The sequence below is a fragment of the Parasphingopyxis sp. genome (assembly GCF_028279465.1).
In the GTDB taxonomy this organism is placed as follows: domain Bacteria; phylum Pseudomonadota; class Alphaproteobacteria; order Sphingomonadales; family Sphingomonadaceae; genus Parasphingopyxis.
This window is the reverse complement of record NZ_JANQNS010000020.1, coordinates 1-19627: the sequence shown is the minus strand read 5'-3', so window position 1 is coordinate 19627 and position 19627 is coordinate 1. Positions and strand designations below refer to the sequence as shown.

Below are 19627 nucleotides of genomic sequence, written 5' to 3'. Positions count from 1 at the left end.
GCGGCATCGCGGGCTCGACCGTCGGCGGCACCACCGGCGGCCGCGTCGGCTTCGCCATAGGGTTCTGATTGCGGTCCGACCTCGGGTCGCGGAGGCCGGCAGCCCTTATCAAGCACAAGGGATGCCGGCCTCTTCGCACAAAGGCGGCGTGACCAGGGGCAAGGACCTAACGTCCGCTTTCCGCCAGAAGCGGACATTCATATAATGGCCATTATCGGGATCTGATTGTTCGATACGATGTCCGCTTTGCGCCCAAAGCGGACCTCCCACTTGCCGTGTCAGAACGAATCGCCGGTGTGACTGATGCCTTGGCGGCCGAATAGTTATTCGGCAGGTTGAACATCGGCAACTGGCTCAAGACTCGAACGCTGTGCGACCATGTCGCGCAACCCTGCGAACCATACGAAGCCGAGCGCCGTGAGCGCCAAGATACCATTCGTTGCGAACAGGATCGGCTTGGCCGCTGTATCGGCGGCAAGCGCGGCTGGCATGTGGAGCGCCACGGCGACGGCTAGCAGCGCGGCGATCAGGGCGTAGCTCCAGCGGACGCTGCGTAGCGGGTTCGGCATCACCCAGATCGCCACAGCCGTGATGGCCCATATGGACAGGCAGGTCGCGGCGATGGGCGCTGGCATACCAGCCGCCACAATCACCGCACCGGCTGCGAGGGCCAGCGACAGGCCGGTCGTCATACCGCGCCATGCGGCTTCATGTTTCGGACGCGGCTGACCCTGTTGCATCTTGCGCTTGAACCAGATCATCATGCCTGTGCTCGTGATATAGGTCAGAGCGAGGGACAGGATCAGATAGAAGAATTTGATCGGATAGCCACCGAACGTGCCATAATGGAGCGGCTGGACGGCCCCGAAGATACGGGCACCGGCCGGTGCTCCGCTGCCACCGAACTTTTCGAGGAATTCGCCGCTGTTGCGGTAGATGTCAGAGGTGCGCGCCGAGAGAATGCCGGTCTCGTAATAGGCTATGGTCGTCGTATTGCCACTGTCCTGCGGATTGCCAGCGACCATTAGTGAGAAGGTTCGGCCCTCGCCCTGTGAATTGTGAAGCATCGCCGCGTAATCGGGCGAGCTTTCCATGGGCGCGGCGTTTTCGATCGGCTGGGGACCGCTGATCGTCTGGATCGCCGCCTCCTGATCGCCGTCAAAGGCGATAAAAGCCAGCGCGGCCAACGTGATCCCCGCCACGCCGAGAAAGGCGCCTGTGAACGTCAGCACGAGGTGGAAGGGCAATCCCCACACGCTGAGCCGGTTATGCACATCGGTCCATGCGATCCGGGCGTTTCGCCGCAATCGCATCTTGAATGCATCCTTGAAGATGGTCGGATGCGCGAAGATGCCGGAGAGAATCAGGGTGAACATCACGACGCCTAGCAGTCCCACGAGATAACGGCCCCAGGGACGCGGCAAATGAAGCATGGTGTGCAATTCTTCGACGAAATGCGCATAGGGCGCATCGGCCTCGCCCAGCAGCGCGCCTGTTTGCGGGTCGGCCACCCAATCGGTCGAAATCAGCTCCGATTGGCTATCGGCCCGCTGGTTCAGACGGACGGTCATATAGGGTTTGAACTCATCCGGTGCATAGGCGATGACATTTAGTATCTCGTTTCCCGGCTGTAGTTGCGCCTCGGCATTTTCGGCGGCGGAGGCGACAGCCTCGGGTGACACGCTGAAGGATGCCGCAGTTTCCGGATTTTCCCAGAGTGCGATTTCGGGATCGAAGAGCGTCAGCGCGCCGGTCAGGCTGACGATGTAGATAAGCGCGGCGAAGGTCAGTCCCAGCACCGAATGAGAATCGATCATCCGGCGGACGAACGGGCTGTTGCTGCCCTCGGTTTCAACCTTGTCGGTCATAAGAACATATATCCCAGTGCGCCTGCTGCGGTCAGCACGACCGGCATCCAGACGATGCGCCAGAGGTTGGAGTCCACCGTCGCATGCAGCGCGCCGATGGACCAGAAGAAGGGCGTCAACAGCCCACCCGTGAAGAGCCGAGTAATCTCACCCGTCCATGGCTTAGTCGCAATCACCAGGCTCAGCGCAAGCGCCGTGATCAGATAGAGCGGACCAGCCGAAAAGAGACGGAGAGCAAGCCGCGCTTTGGATCCCGACGGGGCAGCAGGCATCTTCTTCAATCGGCTCGGCGTGCGGTCATGCCCGACGGTTCGGGTTCGCAAAAAGGGGTGCAGGATCAGTACATAGGCGACGACCGAAATCGTCGTCAGCGCCCATGTCACGCCAAGTTCCGGGCCAAGGCCTCGAACGATCAGCCAGATCGACGCGGCAAAGAGGACGATCCCGCCGGCCAGCCATCCAGCTTGGGCGGATTGCGATATGCGCGCACTCCGTAGTGCGAGAATGCTCAATATCTGCACGGCGATTCCGCCGGTAACCCACATAGCGACTCCCCCTTCGAGCTGCACCGACCCGTAAGCGATAGCTTTTTAGTTGTAAATGAGAATCGTTCGCATTACGGCGCAGCAATAATTTCTTGCGAATCGTTCGCGAGTAGAAAGAAACAGAGGGAAATCGATGCAGCTATCGATACGAACGGGGGCCTCGTTCATGGCCTTGGCAGTGGCCGCTTTTGCGACACAGGCGCAAGCGCAGACCGAGCCGACCGAAATGGCGTCGCTCGACCGGCCGACCATCATCGTAACCGGGCAGAAGGTCGAACAGGACCTGCAAGAGGTGACGACCAGCGTTGATGTAACCACCGCCGAAGAAATCGCACGCGAACCGGTTTCCGATGTGTACGACATCATCAATCGCGTGCCCAACGTGAACCCGTCTTTCGGCGGGCTCGGCTTCTCGATCCGCGGTGTCGATCAGCGGGGCATCGCGGGCGGCGGCGCGACCCTGACCGTCTATGTCGATGATTCCCCCCTCGATAACCAGACAACTTTTTTCGGTCCGCTCGACAGTTGGGATCTCGGTCAGGTCGAAGTGTTTCGTGGACCGCAATCGACCAATTTCGGCCGCAACGCGCTCGCCGGAGCAATCTATGTGCGGACGCAGGACCCGACCTATGAATGGGACGTCCGGGCGCGCGGCGAGATTGGCAATAACGGTATTCGCCAGGCCGCGATCGCGTTTGGCGGACCGCTCGTTGAAGACTCTATGGCGTTCCGTTTTGCGGCCAATTACCGCGAAACCGATGGCTTTATCTTCAATACGTTTCTGAATGAGCAAGCCGACGCGACCGAGCTGCAGAACTACCGCATCAAGCTACTGATGGAGCCCACGAACGAGCTGCGCGTCCTGTTCACATCATCTTACACCGAGAATTTCGCGGGCGAAGACAGTGTCAACCCGATTACAGGTCAACAGGCGGATGGCAGTTTCGATGCCGGCGCGGTTGTGCGCGAAGTCAGTTACGATTTTCCGGGCCTCGAGGGCACCGAGACCTTCATCCAGTCAATCAACGCGACATGGGATGTTACGCCGTTCTTTCAGGTGCAATCGATCAGCACCTATCAGGATACCGACTATTTCCGGCAGGAGGATTTCGACAGCACGTCGGCATCTGATGGCTTCCTCGACCGCCAAGGCGTGGACGAGACTTTTACTCAAGAGGTACGGCTCAAATATTTCGGAGAGCGGTTCGAAGGCGTGCTCGGCTTCTACTATTTCGACAACGAGAATGTCTTCGACGACGATTTTGTGATTTCGGCAGGCATCCTCGGCTCCATCTTTCCAGACAGCGTCCTGATCAGCCGGGCGGCGGTCAATACGGTCGATACCCAAAATTACGCCTTCTTCGCTGATGGCGAGTTCGAACTGACCGACACGATCGACCTGCTATTCGGCCTGCGTTACGATAATGAGGAAACAAGTACGGTGGCAGTTGCGACCACCTCGATCGCCAATCCGCCGCTGCCGCCGCTGAATCCGTTCGTCCAGCAAATTCTCCTGAGCGCAACTGGAACCTCCACGCAAGAAACGGCTGCCGACTTCGACGCATGGTTACCCAAAGGCGGTATTCGCTGGTCGCCCAATGACGATCTGAGCTTTTCCTTTGTCGCGCAGCGCGCCTATCGGGCAGGCGGCTCTCAGATCTTCGTGGTCGATGGCAGTATCAACGAATTCGATCCGGAATATCTGTGGAATTACGAAATCGCCATGCGCAGCAACTGGCTGAATGGCCGGCTGCTTTGGAATGCCAATATCTTTTACGCTGATTGGTCGGACCAGCAAGTCGCGATCGCGGTGCCGAACTTTCCGACATTCGCGCTTACCGAAAACGCCGGGGCATCGACGCTGTGGGGCTTCGAAACCGATGTCAGTTTCCAGGTGACGCCGCAGTTCGAAATCTATGGCGGCCTTGGCTATTCGAGCACCGAGTTCGACGATTTTCCCAACGCCAATTTCGATCCTGCGGAGCCGGTAAGCGAGGATAACCAGTCGAACTTCGCCGGTAACCGCTTTCCTTTCGCCCCACGCTGGTCGGCGAATATGGGCGTGAGCTATAACAGCGATTTCGGATTGTTCGGCGGTATCGATGCCAATTACCAGTCGGATGTTTACCAGCAGAATGAGAATTTCGCCGCCAACTTCCATGGCGCGCGCTGGCTGGTCAATGCGCGGATCGGCTATGAGTTCGTCGAAGGCGTGCGGTTGAGCGCCTATGTGCGCAACCTCTTCGACGAGCAATATTTCACTTCGCTCAATGTCGTCACTCCTGGCGACGAATTCTCGCGGCTTGGGGCCGAAAGAACTGTCGCAGTTCGCCTCGATCTCGATTTCTAAGCCAGGGAGGATCGCAGCGGATCGATGAGCGATTAAGGTTTCGGTGTTCTGCCGACACACCGATTAGCAAGTCTGTTCCGGCGAGGTTCATCCATGGCCGGGCAGACGCAATGGCAGGAGTGAGGGTCGGCAATCAGGGGTTCCACGGTCTTTCTATCGCGGAGCCGAGTGGGAGAATGAAAATGATCAAGACCATTACTTCTGCGGCAATCGCCGCGTCGGCCACTTTTGTGGCTTTTGCGCCGGCAAATGCGCAAAACATCAATGCCGATCCGACCTATGAAACGGTGCGACTGAACGGCGGCTTCACGCCCGATCCCTATACGGTGCAGCTACGTTCAGGCGGTAGCATTGACGCATCGACGATCAGCAGCTCGTGCCGCGGCTACATCGCCAATGCGCCCGATGTGCGCCTGCACTTCAGCGCGGGCAGCCTGCCGCTGATCATCTCGGCAGCCTCACAGGCCGACACGACGCTCGTCATCAACGCGCCCAACGGCAATTGGTATTGCAACGACGATGGCGGCGAGGGCCTCAACCCCTCGATCCGGTTCGACCCGGCGATGTCCGGCCGCTACGAAATCTGGATCGGCACCTACGGCTCCCGCTCGCTCGAAGCGGCCCGCCTGTCGATCTCCGAAATCAGTAGCCAGTAACGAAACCAATAGCGCCGGCCGGCCGCGTGCCGGTCGGCGCGCCTCGCGATCAGTGTTACGTTGAGAGCTGGGGCGGTGTGACGCCCAGAAGCTTCCCTCGATCGTAAGCGTGAAGATCGTGCCGAAATTGCGGAAGCGTTCTTCCCTGAAATCGATCGCGCCGGTCAAGCGATCCGTGAATACGGTCCGGGAGAAGTCATTGTCGCGGTCGAGGACATTGCCCGCGGTGGCGCACACGGTCGCCGAACCGCTTGGCGAGCACCAGCCGATCCTGCGTGGTAATGAGATTCCGCCGGTCGAGCGTACTCGCCAGCATCTGCGTCAATTCGCTCATAACTAATCCTCTCCCTCTCTTCTCGGATCGCGCTTTTTGCGATCATCGCGCCGGCTGCGGATGCGCCGGCTACCCTCCTCGAACAGCGCACTGCGCGGGAACTCGGTACATTCCGATAAGACGCGCCAGATACGCGCTGATAGCGAAGTAATCTTCGTCAGAAACGCATCGCCGCCGATTTGGTCTATTTCGGCCATAGCGCCCCAGCGCGTTCGCGATACCGCTCGTAATCGGTACCGAACCTCGCAACCATCATCGCCTCTTCATGCGGGAGCCTTCGGAAATAAAGCATCGCCCAGGCAAGGACGATCGGCGGCCCGGCGATCCAGTTCTGGAAAAGCAGCGGATGGGCAAGCGCCATAAGCCAGATCGCGCTGTACATTGGATGCCGGATCCGGCTGTACACGCCTTGGGTGACGAGCCGGTGGTCTTCGCCGATCTGCAGGCTCGCCGACCATTGCTTCCCAAGGTCGGCATGGCTGCGATAGAAAAGCCACAAGCCGAAGATCATGACAACGACACCGATAGCGGCAATGTAGGGCGGTAAGACATAGTCGAACCCGTCGAGCAACGGCGTCGCCAGCCGTAACAGTGGCAGAACAACCATTGTTATGAACACAGCATACATCAGCGCTATATCGACCGTATCCGCACTGTTATGGGCTACCGTCACGCCTTTGGCGCGATGGGCGAAGGGCATTCTGAGGCAGGACTGGACGCACAGCAGAACGATGCCGAGGATCAACGGCCAGCGCGGTTCGAAATCGGTTCGCCACATATAGACCGCAACGACAACGCCCATGATGGCGAGCGGTATCCATGGGATGCGGCCGCTAGTCGCGCCTATGACCCGGGAGTTACCTATGCCGCTCGATGAGGTCTCAGACATTCCTCAAGCCGCCTTGCCGACCGTTGAATCACCGAACGGACAGTGCAGCGGATCGGCCGCCGACGGCACATCGGCACCATCTTGGATGAACAGGCTCTCAGCCAAAGCCCGCGATACCGAAAATGCGGCCCAGACCAGCGGACCGGACATGCCATGCGGAACGGCCGAACTCGTCTTGACCGGTCCGGCCGTCGGCGCATGGCGGAGCAGCATGATCAGCGCGGCCTCGTCAGCGGATGGGACTGTGCTGCAGCAGCATTCAGGAACCAGCGGACGACCAAGATGCGACTCGACCAAGAGAAAATAACTCTCACACGCCGGCACCAGTTCCGGCGCAGCCCCGAACGGCTCGGCATGCGCATACATGGCGGGCAGAGGATTATCGCCGATCGTCCGGGCGGCAGACCAGGTGCGGAACAGCTTTATCAAGAGACCGGCATGGCCCGGGTGCATATCGTCCTCCGCATCGCTCAACGGCTTTGACTTATATGCTAATGCGAATTATTTGCAATACCTAATTGTGGAGGATGGGGATGAAATCGATCGAGACGGATTATCTGGTCATCGGAGCGGGAGCCACGGGGATGGCATTCGCGGACACATTGCTTTCGGAGACGGATCACGAGATCGTCATTGTCGATCGCAGGCATCAGCCCGGCGGGCACTGGGTTGACGCCTATCCCTTCGTAGAGCTGCATCAACCTTCCGCATATTATGGCGTGAACTCTTTACCTCTGGGCCAGGATCGCATTGACCTCGCTGGCATCAACGCGGGGTTTTACGAACGTGCCGGCGCCGCCGAGATCCAGCATTATTATCAACGCGTGCTCGAAGAGACTTTCCTGCCGAGTGGCCGCATACAATATCATGCAAGCAGCGACTATCTGGGCTGCGAAGACGATCACCACATCATCCGTTCCAATATCAGCGGTGGCATAACGCGCGTGGCCGTGCGGCGCGCATTGGTCGATGCGTCGGTGGTCCAGTCTTCGATACCTGCGTGTCACACGCGGACTTGCGAAGCCGAGAAGGGCGTAACCGTCGTCACCCCGAACCAGCTTGTCGATATCGCCAATGCCAAGGGATTTACCGTGCTAGGCGGCGGCAAAACGGCGATGGCCGTATGCTTCTGGCTGATGCAGCAGGGCGTTGCGCCGGACGATATCTGCTGGGTCCGGCCGCGCGAATCCTGGATGACGGAGCGCAGCTACACCCAGCCTTTGTCGCTGGTGGCCAATATGGTGAAGATGCAGGCCGCGAGCACGCAATTCGCCGCCGAGGCCACCAGTGTTCCGGACTATTCGGTGCGCATGGAAGCCGCCGGCATGTCGGTCCGGCTAGACCGGGACCGCGATGCGATAATCAATCGCGGCGCTACGATTTCGCTGCCCGAGCTATCCGCCCTGCGCGAGATCGAGAATGTCGTCCGCAAGGGCCATGTGCGCGCCATCTCGCAATCCGCGATGATCATGGATGAGGGAGACGTCGGCTCCAATCCGGGCCGCGTCTATGTGGATTGCACGGCTGCCGGCCTAAATAGCGCCGCCGCCGCGCCGATCTTCGAGGACGGCAAGATCAGCATGCACTTCACGACCATGGGTGTGGCGCCTTGGAGCGCAGCCGTGATCGGCTTCGTGGAGACATTGGATATGACGCTCGAAGAGAAAAACCGGCTGTGCCCGGCACTTCACCGAACCGGCGATATCTACGGCACGATGAACATCATGCGCGTCGGCATGCCGGCGGAGATGGCACGCCGCCAGGTCAGCGAGATCGCCGCATGGAGCGCCAAGGCCCGGCTCAATCCCGGACGCGCGATCCCCGATCATATGGACGATCCCGAAGTGCAGTCGTCTCTCGGTACGATGATGCAAAACTACCAGCCGGCGCTCGAAAATATCGAGCGGCTTTGCGCGGAACACTCAGGATGATTCCTGGCAATTGATGATGCGTCTCAGGATGTCCGCTTGGGGTGCAAAGGTGGGGAAAACTCTGACCAAGACCAGGAATGCGCAACGCACCGCCTAACCACCAAATACGCGCAGTTCGACCCGTGCGCTGGCCGAGTTCAACGCCTCCTGATCGGCATCGAGCGCGGCTAGCGGTTCGGCGCCGGGATAGGCCTGAGCAAGTAACTCCAGCGCCTCAGTCAATAGAGCGTGCAACTCCTCATCTTCCGATGCAATTATCGTGCTATTGGCCTCGAAGCTGCGCTCGGCCGCTTTGTAGAAGCCATAGCCATCAAGATACGGCTCATAGCGTTCCGTGTTGACCGCCACCCGATACATGGATGATGCGCGGTCGATCATGTCGGACGCCACGCCCGCCGCGATGATCGCGTCGCTCGTACCGTCTTCCGGAGCCCGCTCAGCGGCGCCGCGCAAAGCGGCGATGATGGCGTCATACCGCGCACTGACCGCTTCCGCGCCTTCGCCATCGAGTATGGCGTCCGAGGCCTGGGCGAAAAGGTCCTTGAAGTCCTCGACGCCGCGCTCGGCGAAGACCGGGTCCATTTCGACCAGGACCTCCGATACGGGATGGGCGAACATTTCGGCAGCGGCATCGGTCCTGCCCACGGCGAACGCATCGCGCGCCGCAATCGCATGCGCTTCGGCAACGGCAAGCGCGCTATTGTAGACAATCGGGTCTTTAGCCGCGCCGGTGATGGAGACGCCACCTTCTCCGCCCTCGCCACCTTCGCCGCCTTCGCCATTCTCGCCTGTTTGCGCTGTCTCAGCGACTTCGCCGTCGGTTTCGGCTCCACTTGTGCATCCCGAAAGGCCAGCGCCAGCCAGCGCGGTGGCCAGGCCCAGCCCGGCCCAGGTCTTCAACTCAACTTTCATCATCATGTCTCCACCGCTAGAGCGCGTTCTTAAACATGCATAGCTATGCAGGCGCTTATTGCAAACGATTATCAGGTAGCGAAACGATGATACTCAAAATCACGGCGATCGAAGAGGCGGAAACGATTGCAGCTCTGCAGAAGAAGATCGCAGAGCTCTCATGGCGAGACGGTCGCGAAACGGCTGGAAGCGTCGCAAAAGCGGTCAAGCAGAACATGCAAGCCGATCTGCGCAGCAGCGCCGGGCGCAGACTGCATGACGAGCTTCTGACCGTCGTTTCCCAAAACCCAGTTGTGAAGGCCGCCGCACGGCCCCGGCGCCTGTCTCGGTTGCTGATCAGCAAGATGGCGGATGGCGGCCATTACGGCGCACATGTCGATAATGCCATGATGGGCAGCGGCGAAACCCGCCTGCGCACAGACATCTCCTTCACGCTCTTCTTGACCGAGCCTGCCGACTATCAGGGTGGCGAGCTTGTCATCGATGCGGCGGGCGCGACGCAGTCGATCAAGGGCGCAGCCGGCGAACTCGTGCTCTATCCGTCCACCAGCATCCACCATGTCGAAAAGGTAACGGCGGGAGAGCGGATCGCCTGTGTCGGCTGGATCGAGAGCATCGTCGCCGATCAGGCGCAGCGCGAACTGCTGTTCGATCTGGAAAATTTGCGCGTATCGCTACGGCAATCGCAATTGGCACAATCCGCGGAACTGCTGACGCTCGACAAGACAATCGCGAACCTCATGCGAATGTGGGGAAGCGCTTGAGGCATTCGATACAATCGCGCCGAAAGCTCAGCGCCTCCGCTTTCGGGACAGAATTCGATCGTAGAAATGATATCAGGTTTTCTTAGGTTTCTCGGATGTTCGCGAATGGCAGCAAACGGCCGGCTGGCGGACACGGAGGGATACAAAATAGGACCTCTAAATCATTGATAGTATTTATTATTATGATATAATATGAATACTATTCCACCATTTTTCCCACAACTCGATCGCGTTTGATCGCCAACGGTTATTCGCGTGAAACTTTTTCTGCTACAAACGACTAGCTGCTTTGGTCCTTACGCCAACCACGACCGAATGTATGGATTGCCAGTATGTCCGAGCTGACATTCGCGCTAAGCAAAGCAAGCAGCGCTAACGGCATCGCTGGCTTGCCTTGAAGACGATTAGGTTCGGTCGGCGTGATCAGCGCGTTATTATTCTCTGAATGCCGCATTTAGCGGGTTTTAAGACCGATCCGTTATGCCTCGTCCTCAATTGGAGGAATGAGGCGATGAAAAAAATCGTTGGCGCCGCAGCTGGGCTGTTGCTGACCCTCACGCCGACTACGGCGTTTGCGGCGCAGATTGGTGTGCACTTAACGATGGTCGTACCGCAGATATGCACAGTGAATCCGTTGTCGCTGAGCTACGTAGACGACACATCGATCAAGATCGATGAAATCCGCGAGTTCTGTAACAGCGGCGGATATCAAATCTATCTCGATTATGCCCCTGGGACACTAAAAGGCGCACAAGCGAGCCTTGGCGACTATACTGTCGAGCTCGATGGGAGCGGAGAAGCGTTGCTAGTCGATGCCCACTATGCTGTTTCGCGCATTTCGTCGTTTGAGATCGCGCAGCTCCATACCAACGACACAAACGTCCAACTCGGCCTGCGCATGGTGCCGCGCTAATCCGGACTTCTAACGCGCCGGGTGTATCGATAGCGTTATTACATCACAATATCGGCCGGCTCGCTTCGATGTGGGATCAAGAGCCGGATCTATCCGCACGCGAAACGGCAAGGCTGGAAAGTTGACGGTGCGTGAACCGCTTGGCGAAAGATCGATATAGGGTGTCGAAGAGCTTATTGGGCGGCCGTTAAGACTTGCCGAATAATTAATAAAATCAGCTGCATCGCGCGGTGGCCCCACCCGGATGCCGCAGGGCCGGGCACGCCGCAGCCTCTCTCCATAAGTCGAGTCCATCTCGATGCGGAACGGATGCGTGGCGCGCGCCTGCAAATCCAATGAGCGCACATCGCCAGCGCCAAGCCTTCCGAAATTGAGATCGCGCGTACGCCCGCCGCCCGCAATGCGGATGCTAAACGATGGCCTTAGCTGGATAGCGACCGGAAAAGGCAAGCTTCCCGTTATGATGTTGCCGAACTCGTCCACTGTGCTCCAGTTGATCGATATCTGCCGGATTCCCGAGGTCGCCGACATGCCGGGCGCAAAGGCGATTTCGAAGTCAAGCACTTCGCTGCCCGGAGTAAAGGCGAACGTAAACGGCGTTGCCACAGGCGCGACCGGCGTTGTCAGCAGGTTGCGCGCGCGCCGATTGATATTGAAGGGAACACCGCCAACCTCGCCATAAGGCTGCGGCTCGATATCATCAGTGAACCAGATCTGGACCGGTTGACGCCCTGCATCGGCACCTCGGTTGCAGTTTTCCTGAACGGTGACCTGGAAGGACCGAATGGTAGGCGACAGAGCCGTAGGGTCGTAATCGACCGTGCCGGGGCCGGGAGTGGTCACCGCAACACAGGCTTCGGCGCTTTGCGGCAGAAGGGCTCCTATCGCCAACGCCATTCCAATTGCCAGATGGGCTATTTTCATCATCGTGCCTCCAGCTCGCCGGTCCTGATAAGATTTCCTTCCTCTGCCGGGATGTCCAATTCGTAGACCAGCGGTGGTTCGGTTGCGAGCGTAATTATCCACCGGCCAGGCTTGAGGCCGCTTGCCGCGAAACGGCCGACCCGGTTCGTAAACAAAGATATCGTCGGCGCATCGGGCTCATCGATCAGTTCCGCAACGCCGGTCGCCAACGCGACGGGCGCGCCGTTATTGAGCAGCGTACCGATGGCAGTGATGGTGAAATCGGAACCGATCACCAGATTGTAGCCCGACTTGTATGGCGGCAGCAGGCGGAAGGATGCAGCGCCCAGATCATAGCCTATCGGCGCATCCGGGACATCGACCGTGATGGTGCGCTCGACATAGGAACCGAGTTCGGGCGTGGATGCACCGCCGAGGAAGTTGCTGCGCGAGAAATACCCTTCATCGGTACGATCAATGTAAACCGGTGCGCCCTCCAGCGTCGGATGGCCTCTCACTATGGCAAAAGAGTCGCGAACCGGCCTGCCAACAGTGAACGATCCATCGGCGAACATCAGCGAAGTTCCGATCTGTGCGGTTGTCCGCGATGTTGCGATGTCATTGCTGTCAAATTCGTATGCGGTGCTGTGCGTCACGGACAATTCGGCATTGTTGGCAAGATAGAATACGCTGCCGCCGCCAGTCGTCGTGTCGTCCCCGATATCGGCGGAGGCAGCCACATTGATTGCACCGGTGCCGCGGCCACCGGCATGATTGTAATTCAGCCTCAAGCGGTCGTCGATCGTATTGTACGCGGCCGATCCGAAACCGCGCCGGCCGAAACGACGACTCAGAGTGACACGAAAAATCGGCTCTTCGCCGCCGAAGCGCGAGCGCCCATATCCGGCGCCGATCGCGAGTACGGTCGAACGGCCTATGCGCCGGCTATAGCGGGCGCTCACCTCATAGGTGTCAGCGATGCCGGCGCGAAACCTGGAATAGTTGCCGTTCAAGGAAAGGAAATCGCGATCGGTAATCCTGAGCGCCAATGTCGTGCTGGCCTGAATGGACACGAGGTTCCGGTTGGCGACGAAACGGCCGACATTCGTATATTTGGAGCTGGTATAATCGACCGACAGGCCGAAACCTGCGAATATACCGCGAGCAGTCGCGGGCGACGGCAGTTGGTAGAGGAACCGGCCAGCAAAGCCGGTACCGTTCACATCGTCCCGGCTGATCGCCGCCTCGGCGACGAACAGGCCGGCGCGCGTCCCGAGCGCGGTTTCGATTGACCCCGCCTGCGTTCTGTCGTCTGCCTGAAAGCCCGCTCCGAGCGTCAAGATATCGCTCATGCCTCGTCGGAAGAACGCGGAAACCGTCGGGCGGTCCCAGTCATAGCTGCGGCTCAGGGTTCCGAAATCGTTTTGAAAGCCCGCATAGAAGCCATATTCGGTCTCGCCGGGCGCCAATACGGAAAAGTTGAAGAACCGGCTGAAATTCGCGATCTCGCGGCGCCCGAAATTGTCGGTAACAACGACTTGAACGTCATTGGCACCGATACCGAGCGGAAAGTCGGAGAGCCGGTAATTTCCGGGTTCGAGCTGGATGCGGCGCACCTCGCTGCCATTTACGATGACCTCGACCGTCGAGGTTTCCTGCAAAGAGAAGCTTTGAAAGCTTTGTGTCCTTAGATTGCGCTGCGGATTGAACAATCCATCCTGCCGTTCGACGCCGAAACCGAAGATATCCGGCGGAGGCAGAAAATTGGCGGAAGAGGGTATGAGATCCCCTGCCGAGAGCCGCATATTCGCTGTCGGGATATCATAGACTAGGCGGGAAAAGAGGCGACGGAAACCGCCTGAGTCGCCGCCGCTCAAATCTGCCGCAAAATCATTCTCAAGAACGAAACCGCCAAATCGCAACGCAGTTTCGAAATCGAAGAACGGATCGACAAAACCTTCACCGGCACCCGCCGCGTCATATCCCATCGCGCCGCGAATGTTTATGAAACCAGAAAAACCTGCCGGCTCTTCGAAACTCCCTATGCGATCTGCCCTCGTTTCGGTGAGCGATATTTCGGCCGTCGCCGTACCTTCGCGCGGCAACATGACCCTGATTTCGGATATCGACGGATCATAGTCGATGCTGATACCCAGTGAGCGGAGCTGTACAAAGCTCGCATAACCATCGGCACTCGGTAACGCGTCTATCCGGGCTATGAGTTCATCGGCTGCGATCGGCCGCAACGCGGTGGACAGCGCGTTGATCGGTACGAAAAACCTGTCATCGGGATCGATCCGCGTGGCTATTGTCCCCAATGGCGTGCCGTTCTGACGGATCGGCACCACGATGTCGATTGTCCGGCCGAAGACGTTGACCCGTTGCCTTTCAGTGGAGGCAGGAGTCGGATCGGGATCGGGGCCGGTCCCTGCTGCGGTCGGAGCCTCTTGGAACAGCGATGCCTGCTGTATCGGCATCGATTGTGCGGCCACCAACGCCGGAATGGCCGCGGTCATTCGCCGGTTTTCTGGCACGAACAACGCACTTTTCGGCAGGAAAGTCGCCGTCTTCGCTTCAACAGCGCTCGTTCCGAGCGCGCACGCGGCGACGCTCGCACCCATAGAGGTCAGGACGGCGTTCAGCCGCTTTCTCCCCCTTGAATGCGTACCCCCCCGCATGACGGTTATCGCTGGCGGCCTTCGTCGAACTCTGCCGAGATAGTGCCCTCGCTGCCCGGCAGGTCGTACGGTAATATGAACGTCCGGGCTTGGCCCGGCGGAATGATACCGAAACCGATCTCCCGTTCGATCCGCTGTGCTCCGAGCGATTCGCGCCAGAGCGTTTCGCCCGCAGCGTCGAGCTGACGAACGGTCAGGGCACCGCGGCTCAAATAGGCATGCTGGTTACCGTCATTGTGTAGCGTGACCGACGCCCGGTTCGCGCCTTCCTCATCCTGCACCAGAGCCGTGCCGGCGACGCGCACTGCCGTATCTGCTTCAAGCGGCGACAGCGTCAGCAAGCCCGTTATGCTGTACACGATCTGGATCTGCGCAGCGCCTTCCTGCGGCGTATCCACGGGAACCTGATTGACCGCGAAACGGTATAGCTGCCCCTGACCAATATCGGGATCGCCGATATACTGAATCCTGAAGGTCTGCGTGCCGCCCGGATCGATGGTTGTCTGCGGCGGGAGTATGATGAAATCGTCGAGGGCATCGGTGGTGGAGACGGTCGTTCCTGTTTCGTCAATTGCAATCAGTTCGACCAGCACCTCGACAGGCAGTGATTCCACATTCGGATTGGTGACGGTGATCGTGGCCGAGGAATTCGTTCCTGCGACCTCAAGATCCACAACGATCGGCGTGACGGATATCGCCATTGCGCGACCTGCGAGAAAAAGAGAGGCGATCAGCCATAACAGGTAGTGCATTACTCGGCGCATACGCGGATACTCAATGGTTAATAAAAAGGGTTAATGGCCCGTAACTCGGCAATAAGCTCTTCACCACAAGAAAAAACGGCGGCGCCCGAAAAGGCGCCGCCGTATCTTATGGTCCAACCTTAGGGGTTGGCACCGAAGCGCAGCGTCAGAACGTCGGAGTATGTACCGGCGAGCAACGGATACGCGTCGCGATCGCCACCGGCGACTGGATCGCCCGTGCCGAACTCATGCGCCTTGCGCGGGCGCAGGCGGAGTTCCATCGTGGCGTTGGTCGGGTCGGCAACAACGACCGGCGTGGTAGAACCACCCGGCGTGGTGACGAGCTCGCCGCCGCCGTTACCCGGGTTCGTCGGGCCGAACTTGAAGCTGTCGAGCGTGACATTGTTCCACTGGACATAGCCGGCATAGCTGACTGCATCCGAGAAGTTACCCACGACCGTCGACGGCGGGCTCTGCAGCGTCATACCCGCATTCTGCGTGGTGAGCTGAATCTGCGCGCCTGCGAAGTTGCAGACAGCCGTGAACGAAATCGTCGTGCCCGGAGCCGTGTTGACGTTGCTGCCATTATAGTCGGGCCATGCGGCGCCAGCAGTCGTCGGGTTCACCCAGGTCGACGGCATCGTCAGCGTGTTACCGTTGATGGTGTCTGTCGGGCCGCTGCCACCGGCCGTGAACGTCGCGTAGCCGCCACCGCTGGTCGGCGTGTCGGCGATAAAGCAGGTCTGCGGAACGGTGCCATTAACACCGATCTGGAATTGCGCGGTATCTGCCGCACTGGCGGCGCTGAGCGGTACAACCGCCATGGCGCCAGCCGCAAGCAACAACTTGGTTTTCATCTTCATATCCTTTCAGTTTGAATGAAGCCGGTCGCCACCCCAGACGACGGCATGTGCAGGCACGGCAACCGCCGCGTGCGACTCTGGTTTCGGGCGACTTGTCATCGCCTTCTTGTGTTGGTGCGATCCTCTCGGACCGGACGAGAAGTCAGCGCCATCGATCACGGCGCGAACTCCACCCTGATTGTGATCACGTCGCTATAATCTCCAGCAAGCAGCGGTTCGATTGAATCGCTCCATTTAACCGCCAGGGACGCGGTCTTGTTGATCGCCGTCTGACTCTCCGAAGAGGCATTTGCGCAAGCACCGCCATTGAGCAGTTCTTCGCTATCGCATTCGCGAATACGCAGCACCCTGCCATTGTCGAGCGGCACGCGCAGCGACGCCTGATAGTCCAGCGCATTTTGAAAATTTCCAGCCGTCCGCTGCGCGGTTCGCTCCAAGCGGCCGTTCTCGGACGATAAATTGACGACGAACGGCGTATTGCAAGAGAAGCTGACATCCGCCGTTTCCCTGCCAGCCCGCGAAATATTGCCCAGATCGAGACCGCTGACATTCGACAGGATTTCACAAGATGGGGGAATAATACCCCGAACAGTCAGTTCAACCGATGGCACAGCAGCCGCTGGAAAAGGCGCAGCAACCGCCAACGCGGCAGGTATCCACGCCCCCCAAAAAACTCTCACTTGACCTACCCACCCCGACCGATTCGATTCGTTTAATGATTTGTTAGTATATTTGTTTTCGGCGAGACGTCGAGTCGGGCAGGCGTACAAAATTAGTTAATACTCAAAAACTTGGTCCCCTCCGAACCGGTTTGCGCGGAATCTCCATTATAATTCAGACCGTTTTTGTGTCACACTCTTGTCATGCGGGCGGGAAGAATAGCGATATTGGGTTCTGGCTTGAGAGCGAGTTTGACGGCGCTTGCATTTCGCCGTCGATATCCCGACGCAAACCTACTGCTCTGTAACGAGAATCACCGTTTCGGCGGATCTCCGATTTTGCCAGCCACAAAGCGCGCTCTTTCTGACGATCTGCATGAACTCATCGATCCTCTGATCGTTCGCGAATGGCACACATTCTACGTCGCAACGGCTGATGGACCCAAGCGCGTGACCGGCGGTGTCGCGATGATAACGCCTGAACAGATTCATGCGGAGATCGTCGACAGGATTCCGCTTGAGGCAATAGAAGTCGGCTGTCGCATCCTCTCCTGCGATAACAGCTCTGTCGTCTTGGCCGGTGCCGGGCGCATTGACTGTGATGCTGTGTATGATCTGCGGCAATCAACGGGCGCGCAGATGGTTCCTCAGCGGCGACTGAAGCTTGTCGTTCGCGACTATCAGCTCGACGAAAGTCATGGGCTTCACTTTCCCGTTCTGCTCGATGCCACACTTACAGCTCCGCCTTTCTATAGCCGCTTTCTTCAGTATTTGCCGCTCGGAGAGCGCATTCTGCGCGTAATCTCGGCGAGCCCTGTCGGCGAAGTAAGTGTCACCCAGCAAAGTCGAGGCTTTCGGGGCAAAGGTCTGATATCCGAACAAGTGTTCGAGCTCGCCGTGCAGAAAGAGATGTATCGAGATGTTGCGGAAGGGCGGGGGTATCCCATTTTACCACCGTATCTCGGGAGCCAGTTAATCGCCGCAGCAGCGATCGCCCAATCGATTGTAATCGAATACGATCGCCACGCCGGCTCTCCTTGGAAGTCAAGACTCCGGTTTTAGGGATTATGTCGAAGGTCTAGGTTTGGATAGCCCACAGACTCCGCCCTGAGACCCGTGATCGGCTTCCGGTCAGCAGCCGACGGCCCGTCTTCTCGATTGGGCGTTCAACGAACCCGCTTGATCCGGATCAGCGGACCATCTGTTTCTGAAAAGCGTCGATTATGAGGTGATTGCAGGTGGATGTCAGCGTATTACGCGAAATCGTTCTACAAAAGAACCAGCAGAATTTATGGGTTTATTCGGATGTTCGCGAATGGGAGCAAAAGGGCGGCTGGCGGACACGGAGGGATTCGAACCCTCGATACGGGTAATCCCCGTATGCCGGTTTAGCAAACCGGTGGTTTCAGCCACTCACCCACGTGTCCTCGCGCAGCCGAACGGCGCGTATAGCGGGGCCGGAGACTGCGATCAACAGCCTGCAAGCGTGCTGCCCGCACCGCCCGGCAAAGCCGAAAATCCACAGAATGGACTCGCTTCGGCGCAGAAGCGACTCGCTTCGTCCCGGCGCGAATTGCGCGGGACTCCGCACACGGCGTAGTTTCCAACCGCTATATTCATGCGGAGACGCATCATGTTCAAAAAACGCCTGTTTTCCATCGCCGCCGCATTCGGCCTCGCCGGGATGGCTCTCGCGCCCGTCAGCGCGCAGATCGACACTGTCGACCCCGATGCCGCGCTCCAAGCGGGCGGCTATACGGACGAGGATTATCAGAGCAGCGGCACGACGACCGATCAGGGCGCGACGTTCGACGAACCGGCGTTCGATACCGATGCGGCGATCGAGACCGACACGACCGTCTATTCCGATCCCAACTATATTCCCGATACGCCCGGCTATGAGGACGAAGCCGTCACGGCAGAAGCGACGACCGATGGCGCCCCCATCGCCCCGGCCGACAACCGCACCACCTATCAGCAGGACGACCTGATCGCGGCCGCGGGCGGCGTATTCGGCGATGGCGCGGAAGGTCTCGCGCGGATCATCGAAGACATCCTGTCCGACCAGGGCGAGCCCAATGGCTATATTGTCGGCCGCGAGGCGGGTGGCGCGTTCATCTTCGGCCTGCGCTACGGCTCGGGCACGTTGTTCCACGCGGTGGAAGGCGAGCAGCCCGTATATTGGACCGGCCCGTCGGTCGGCTTCGATGTGGGCGCGAACGGCGCGTCGACCTTCGTGCTCGTCTATAATCTCTACGATACCGACGAACTGTTCCGCCGCTTCCCGGCCGGCGAGGGCAATGCCTATCTCGTCGGCGGCCTGACCGCGAGCTATCTGCGCTCGGGCGACAAGGTGCTGATCCCGATCCGCCTCGGCGCGGGCCTCCGGCTCGGCGCGAATATCGGCTATATGAATTTCAGCCGTAACCGGAGATGGTTGCCTTTCTAGTTTGTCAGACTCGACCTGTCGGTCGAGCGCGGCACCGGCCCACTCCCCCTTCCGACCTCCCACAGGGTACACTTATTGGGAGGTCGGAAGGGGGAGTGGGCCGGTGCCGCGCTCGACCGACAGGTCGAGTCTGACAAACTAGAAAGGCAACCATCTCCGGTTACGGCTGA

At 59.0% G+C, this 19627-nt stretch carries 18 protein-coding genes and 1 tRNA gene; 8 read left to right on the top strand and 11 right to left on the bottom strand.

Translation table 11 applies throughout. The features are described from left to right. Positions 1-323 precede the first annotated feature (323 nt). Together Q0974_RS15995 and Q0974_RS15990 are read right to left on the bottom strand one after the other, a co-directional pair. Positions 324-1868, bottom strand: coding sequence for a PepSY domain-containing protein (locus Q0974_RS15995; RefSeq protein ID WP_299329628.1), 1545 nt, complete (start codon positions 1866-1868; stop codon positions 324-326). Further along, complete coding sequence (locus Q0974_RS15990) at positions 1865-2413, bottom strand: hypothetical protein (RefSeq protein WP_299329626.1); 549 nt, start codon at positions 2411-2413, stop codon at positions 1865-1867. The genes Q0974_RS15995 and Q0974_RS15990 overlap by 4 nt, the downstream gene beginning before the upstream one ends. A 166-nt stretch (positions 2414-2579) precedes the next feature. Here Q0974_RS15990 and Q0974_RS15985 point away from each other — a divergent pair, with 166 nt between their 5' ends. The 3 genes from Q0974_RS15985 to Q0974_RS15975 all read left to right on the top strand — a co-directional run bounded on the left by Q0974_RS15985 (position 2580) and on the right by Q0974_RS15975 (position 5759). Beyond that, on the top strand, positions 2580-4763 hold the full coding sequence (locus tag Q0974_RS15985) for a TonB-dependent receptor (protein ID WP_299329624.1): 2184 nt from the start codon (positions 2580-2582) through the stop codon (positions 4761-4763). Between the two features lie 182 nt (positions 4764-4945). Next, positions 4946-5419, top strand: a complete 474-nt coding sequence (locus tag Q0974_RS15980; RefSeq protein ID WP_299329622.1) for a hypothetical protein — start codon at positions 4946-4948, stop codon at positions 5417-5419. Between the two features lie 109 nt (positions 5420-5528). Next, positions 5529-5759 (top strand): hypothetical protein, encoded by a 231-nt coding sequence (locus Q0974_RS15975; protein WP_299329621.1) that lies wholly within the window; start codon positions 5529-5531, stop codon positions 5757-5759. Between the two features lie 178 nt (positions 5760-5937). Here Q0974_RS15975 and Q0974_RS15970 read toward each other — a convergent pair whose 3' ends face one another. After that, complete coding sequence (locus Q0974_RS15970) at positions 5938-6642, bottom strand: protein-S-isoprenylcysteine O-methyltransferase (protein ID WP_299329619.1); 705 nt, start codon at positions 6640-6642, stop codon at positions 5938-5940. Positions 6643-6645: 3 nt separating this feature from the next. Further along, a complete protein-coding gene (locus Q0974_RS15965; protein ID WP_299329617.1) occupies positions 6646-7116 on the bottom strand; it encodes a hypothetical protein in 471 nt (156 codons plus the stop codon). Between the two features lie 59 nt (positions 7117-7175). Here Q0974_RS15965 and Q0974_RS15960 point away from each other — a divergent pair, with 59 nt between their 5' ends. Next, positions 7176-8573, top strand: coding sequence for an NAD(P)-binding protein (locus Q0974_RS15960; RefSeq protein WP_299329615.1), 1398 nt, complete (start codon positions 7176-7178; stop codon positions 8571-8573). Between the two features lie 93 nt (positions 8574-8666). Here Q0974_RS15960 and Q0974_RS15955 read toward each other — a convergent pair whose 3' ends face one another. Further along, the gene (locus tag Q0974_RS15955) at positions 8667-9491 is read right to left on the bottom strand and encodes a hypothetical protein (protein ID WP_299329613.1); all 825 of its coding nucleotides are present in this window, start codon (positions 9489-9491) and stop codon (positions 8667-8669) included. Positions 9492-9571: 80 nt separating this feature from the next. Between Q0974_RS15955 and Q0974_RS15950 the strand changes: the two genes are divergently transcribed. Together Q0974_RS15950 and Q0974_RS15945 are read left to right on the top strand one after the other, a co-directional pair. Then, a complete protein-coding gene (locus tag Q0974_RS15950; protein WP_299329611.1) occupies positions 9572-10249 on the top strand; it encodes a Fe2+-dependent dioxygenase in 678 nt (225 codons plus the stop codon). 511 nt (positions 10250-10760) lie between these two features. Then, positions 10761-11162, top strand: coding sequence for a hypothetical protein (locus Q0974_RS15945; protein ID WP_299329609.1), 402 nt, complete (start codon positions 10761-10763; stop codon positions 11160-11162). Between the two features lie 9 nt (positions 11163-11171). Here Q0974_RS15945 and Q0974_RS15940 read toward each other — a convergent pair whose 3' ends face one another. The 5 genes from Q0974_RS15940 to Q0974_RS15920 form a co-directional block, all read right to left on the bottom strand. After that, the gene (locus Q0974_RS15940) at positions 11172-12089 is read right to left on the bottom strand and encodes a hypothetical protein (protein ID WP_299329607.1); all 918 of its coding nucleotides are present in this window, start codon (positions 12087-12089) and stop codon (positions 11172-11174) included. Beyond that, positions 12086-14581, bottom strand: a complete 2496-nt coding sequence (locus Q0974_RS15935) for a fimbria/pilus outer membrane usher protein (RefSeq protein ID WP_299329606.1) — start codon at positions 14579-14581, stop codon at positions 12086-12088. Before Q0974_RS15935 ends, Q0974_RS15940 begins: the two co-directional genes overlap by 4 nt. Positions 14582-14748: 167 nt before the next feature. Beyond that, complete coding sequence (locus Q0974_RS15930) at positions 14749-15495, bottom strand: fimbria/pilus periplasmic chaperone (RefSeq protein ID WP_299329605.1); 747 nt, start codon at positions 15493-15495, stop codon at positions 14749-14751. A 131-nt stretch (positions 15496-15626) separates the two neighbouring features. Beyond that, entirely contained in the window at positions 15627-16343 is a 717-nt protein-coding gene (locus Q0974_RS15925) for a hypothetical protein (RefSeq protein ID WP_299329604.1), read from the bottom strand. A gap of 161 nt (positions 16344-16504) precedes the next feature. Beyond that, on the bottom strand, positions 16505-16993 hold the full coding sequence (locus Q0974_RS15920) for a hypothetical protein (protein WP_299329603.1): 489 nt from the start codon (positions 16991-16993) through the stop codon (positions 16505-16507). Positions 16994-17260: 267 nt separating this feature from the next. Here Q0974_RS15920 and Q0974_RS15915 point away from each other — a divergent pair, with 267 nt between their 5' ends. After that, complete coding sequence (locus Q0974_RS15915) at positions 17261-18070, top strand: hypothetical protein (protein ID WP_299329602.1); 810 nt, start codon at positions 17261-17263, stop codon at positions 18068-18070. 272 nt (positions 18071-18342) lie between these two features. On the opposite strand, the gene Q0974_RS15910 is transcribed toward Q0974_RS15915, so the two are convergent. Beyond that, positions 18343-18435, bottom strand: a tRNA-Ser gene (locus tag Q0974_RS15910). Positions 18436-18641: 206 nt separating this feature from the next. Here Q0974_RS15910 and Q0974_RS15905 point away from each other — a divergent pair. Beyond that, positions 18642-19457, top strand: coding sequence for a DUF1134 domain-containing protein (locus Q0974_RS15905; RefSeq protein WP_299329601.1), 816 nt, complete (start codon positions 18642-18644; stop codon positions 19455-19457). The last annotated feature ends 170 nt before the right edge of the window (positions 19458-19627 follow it).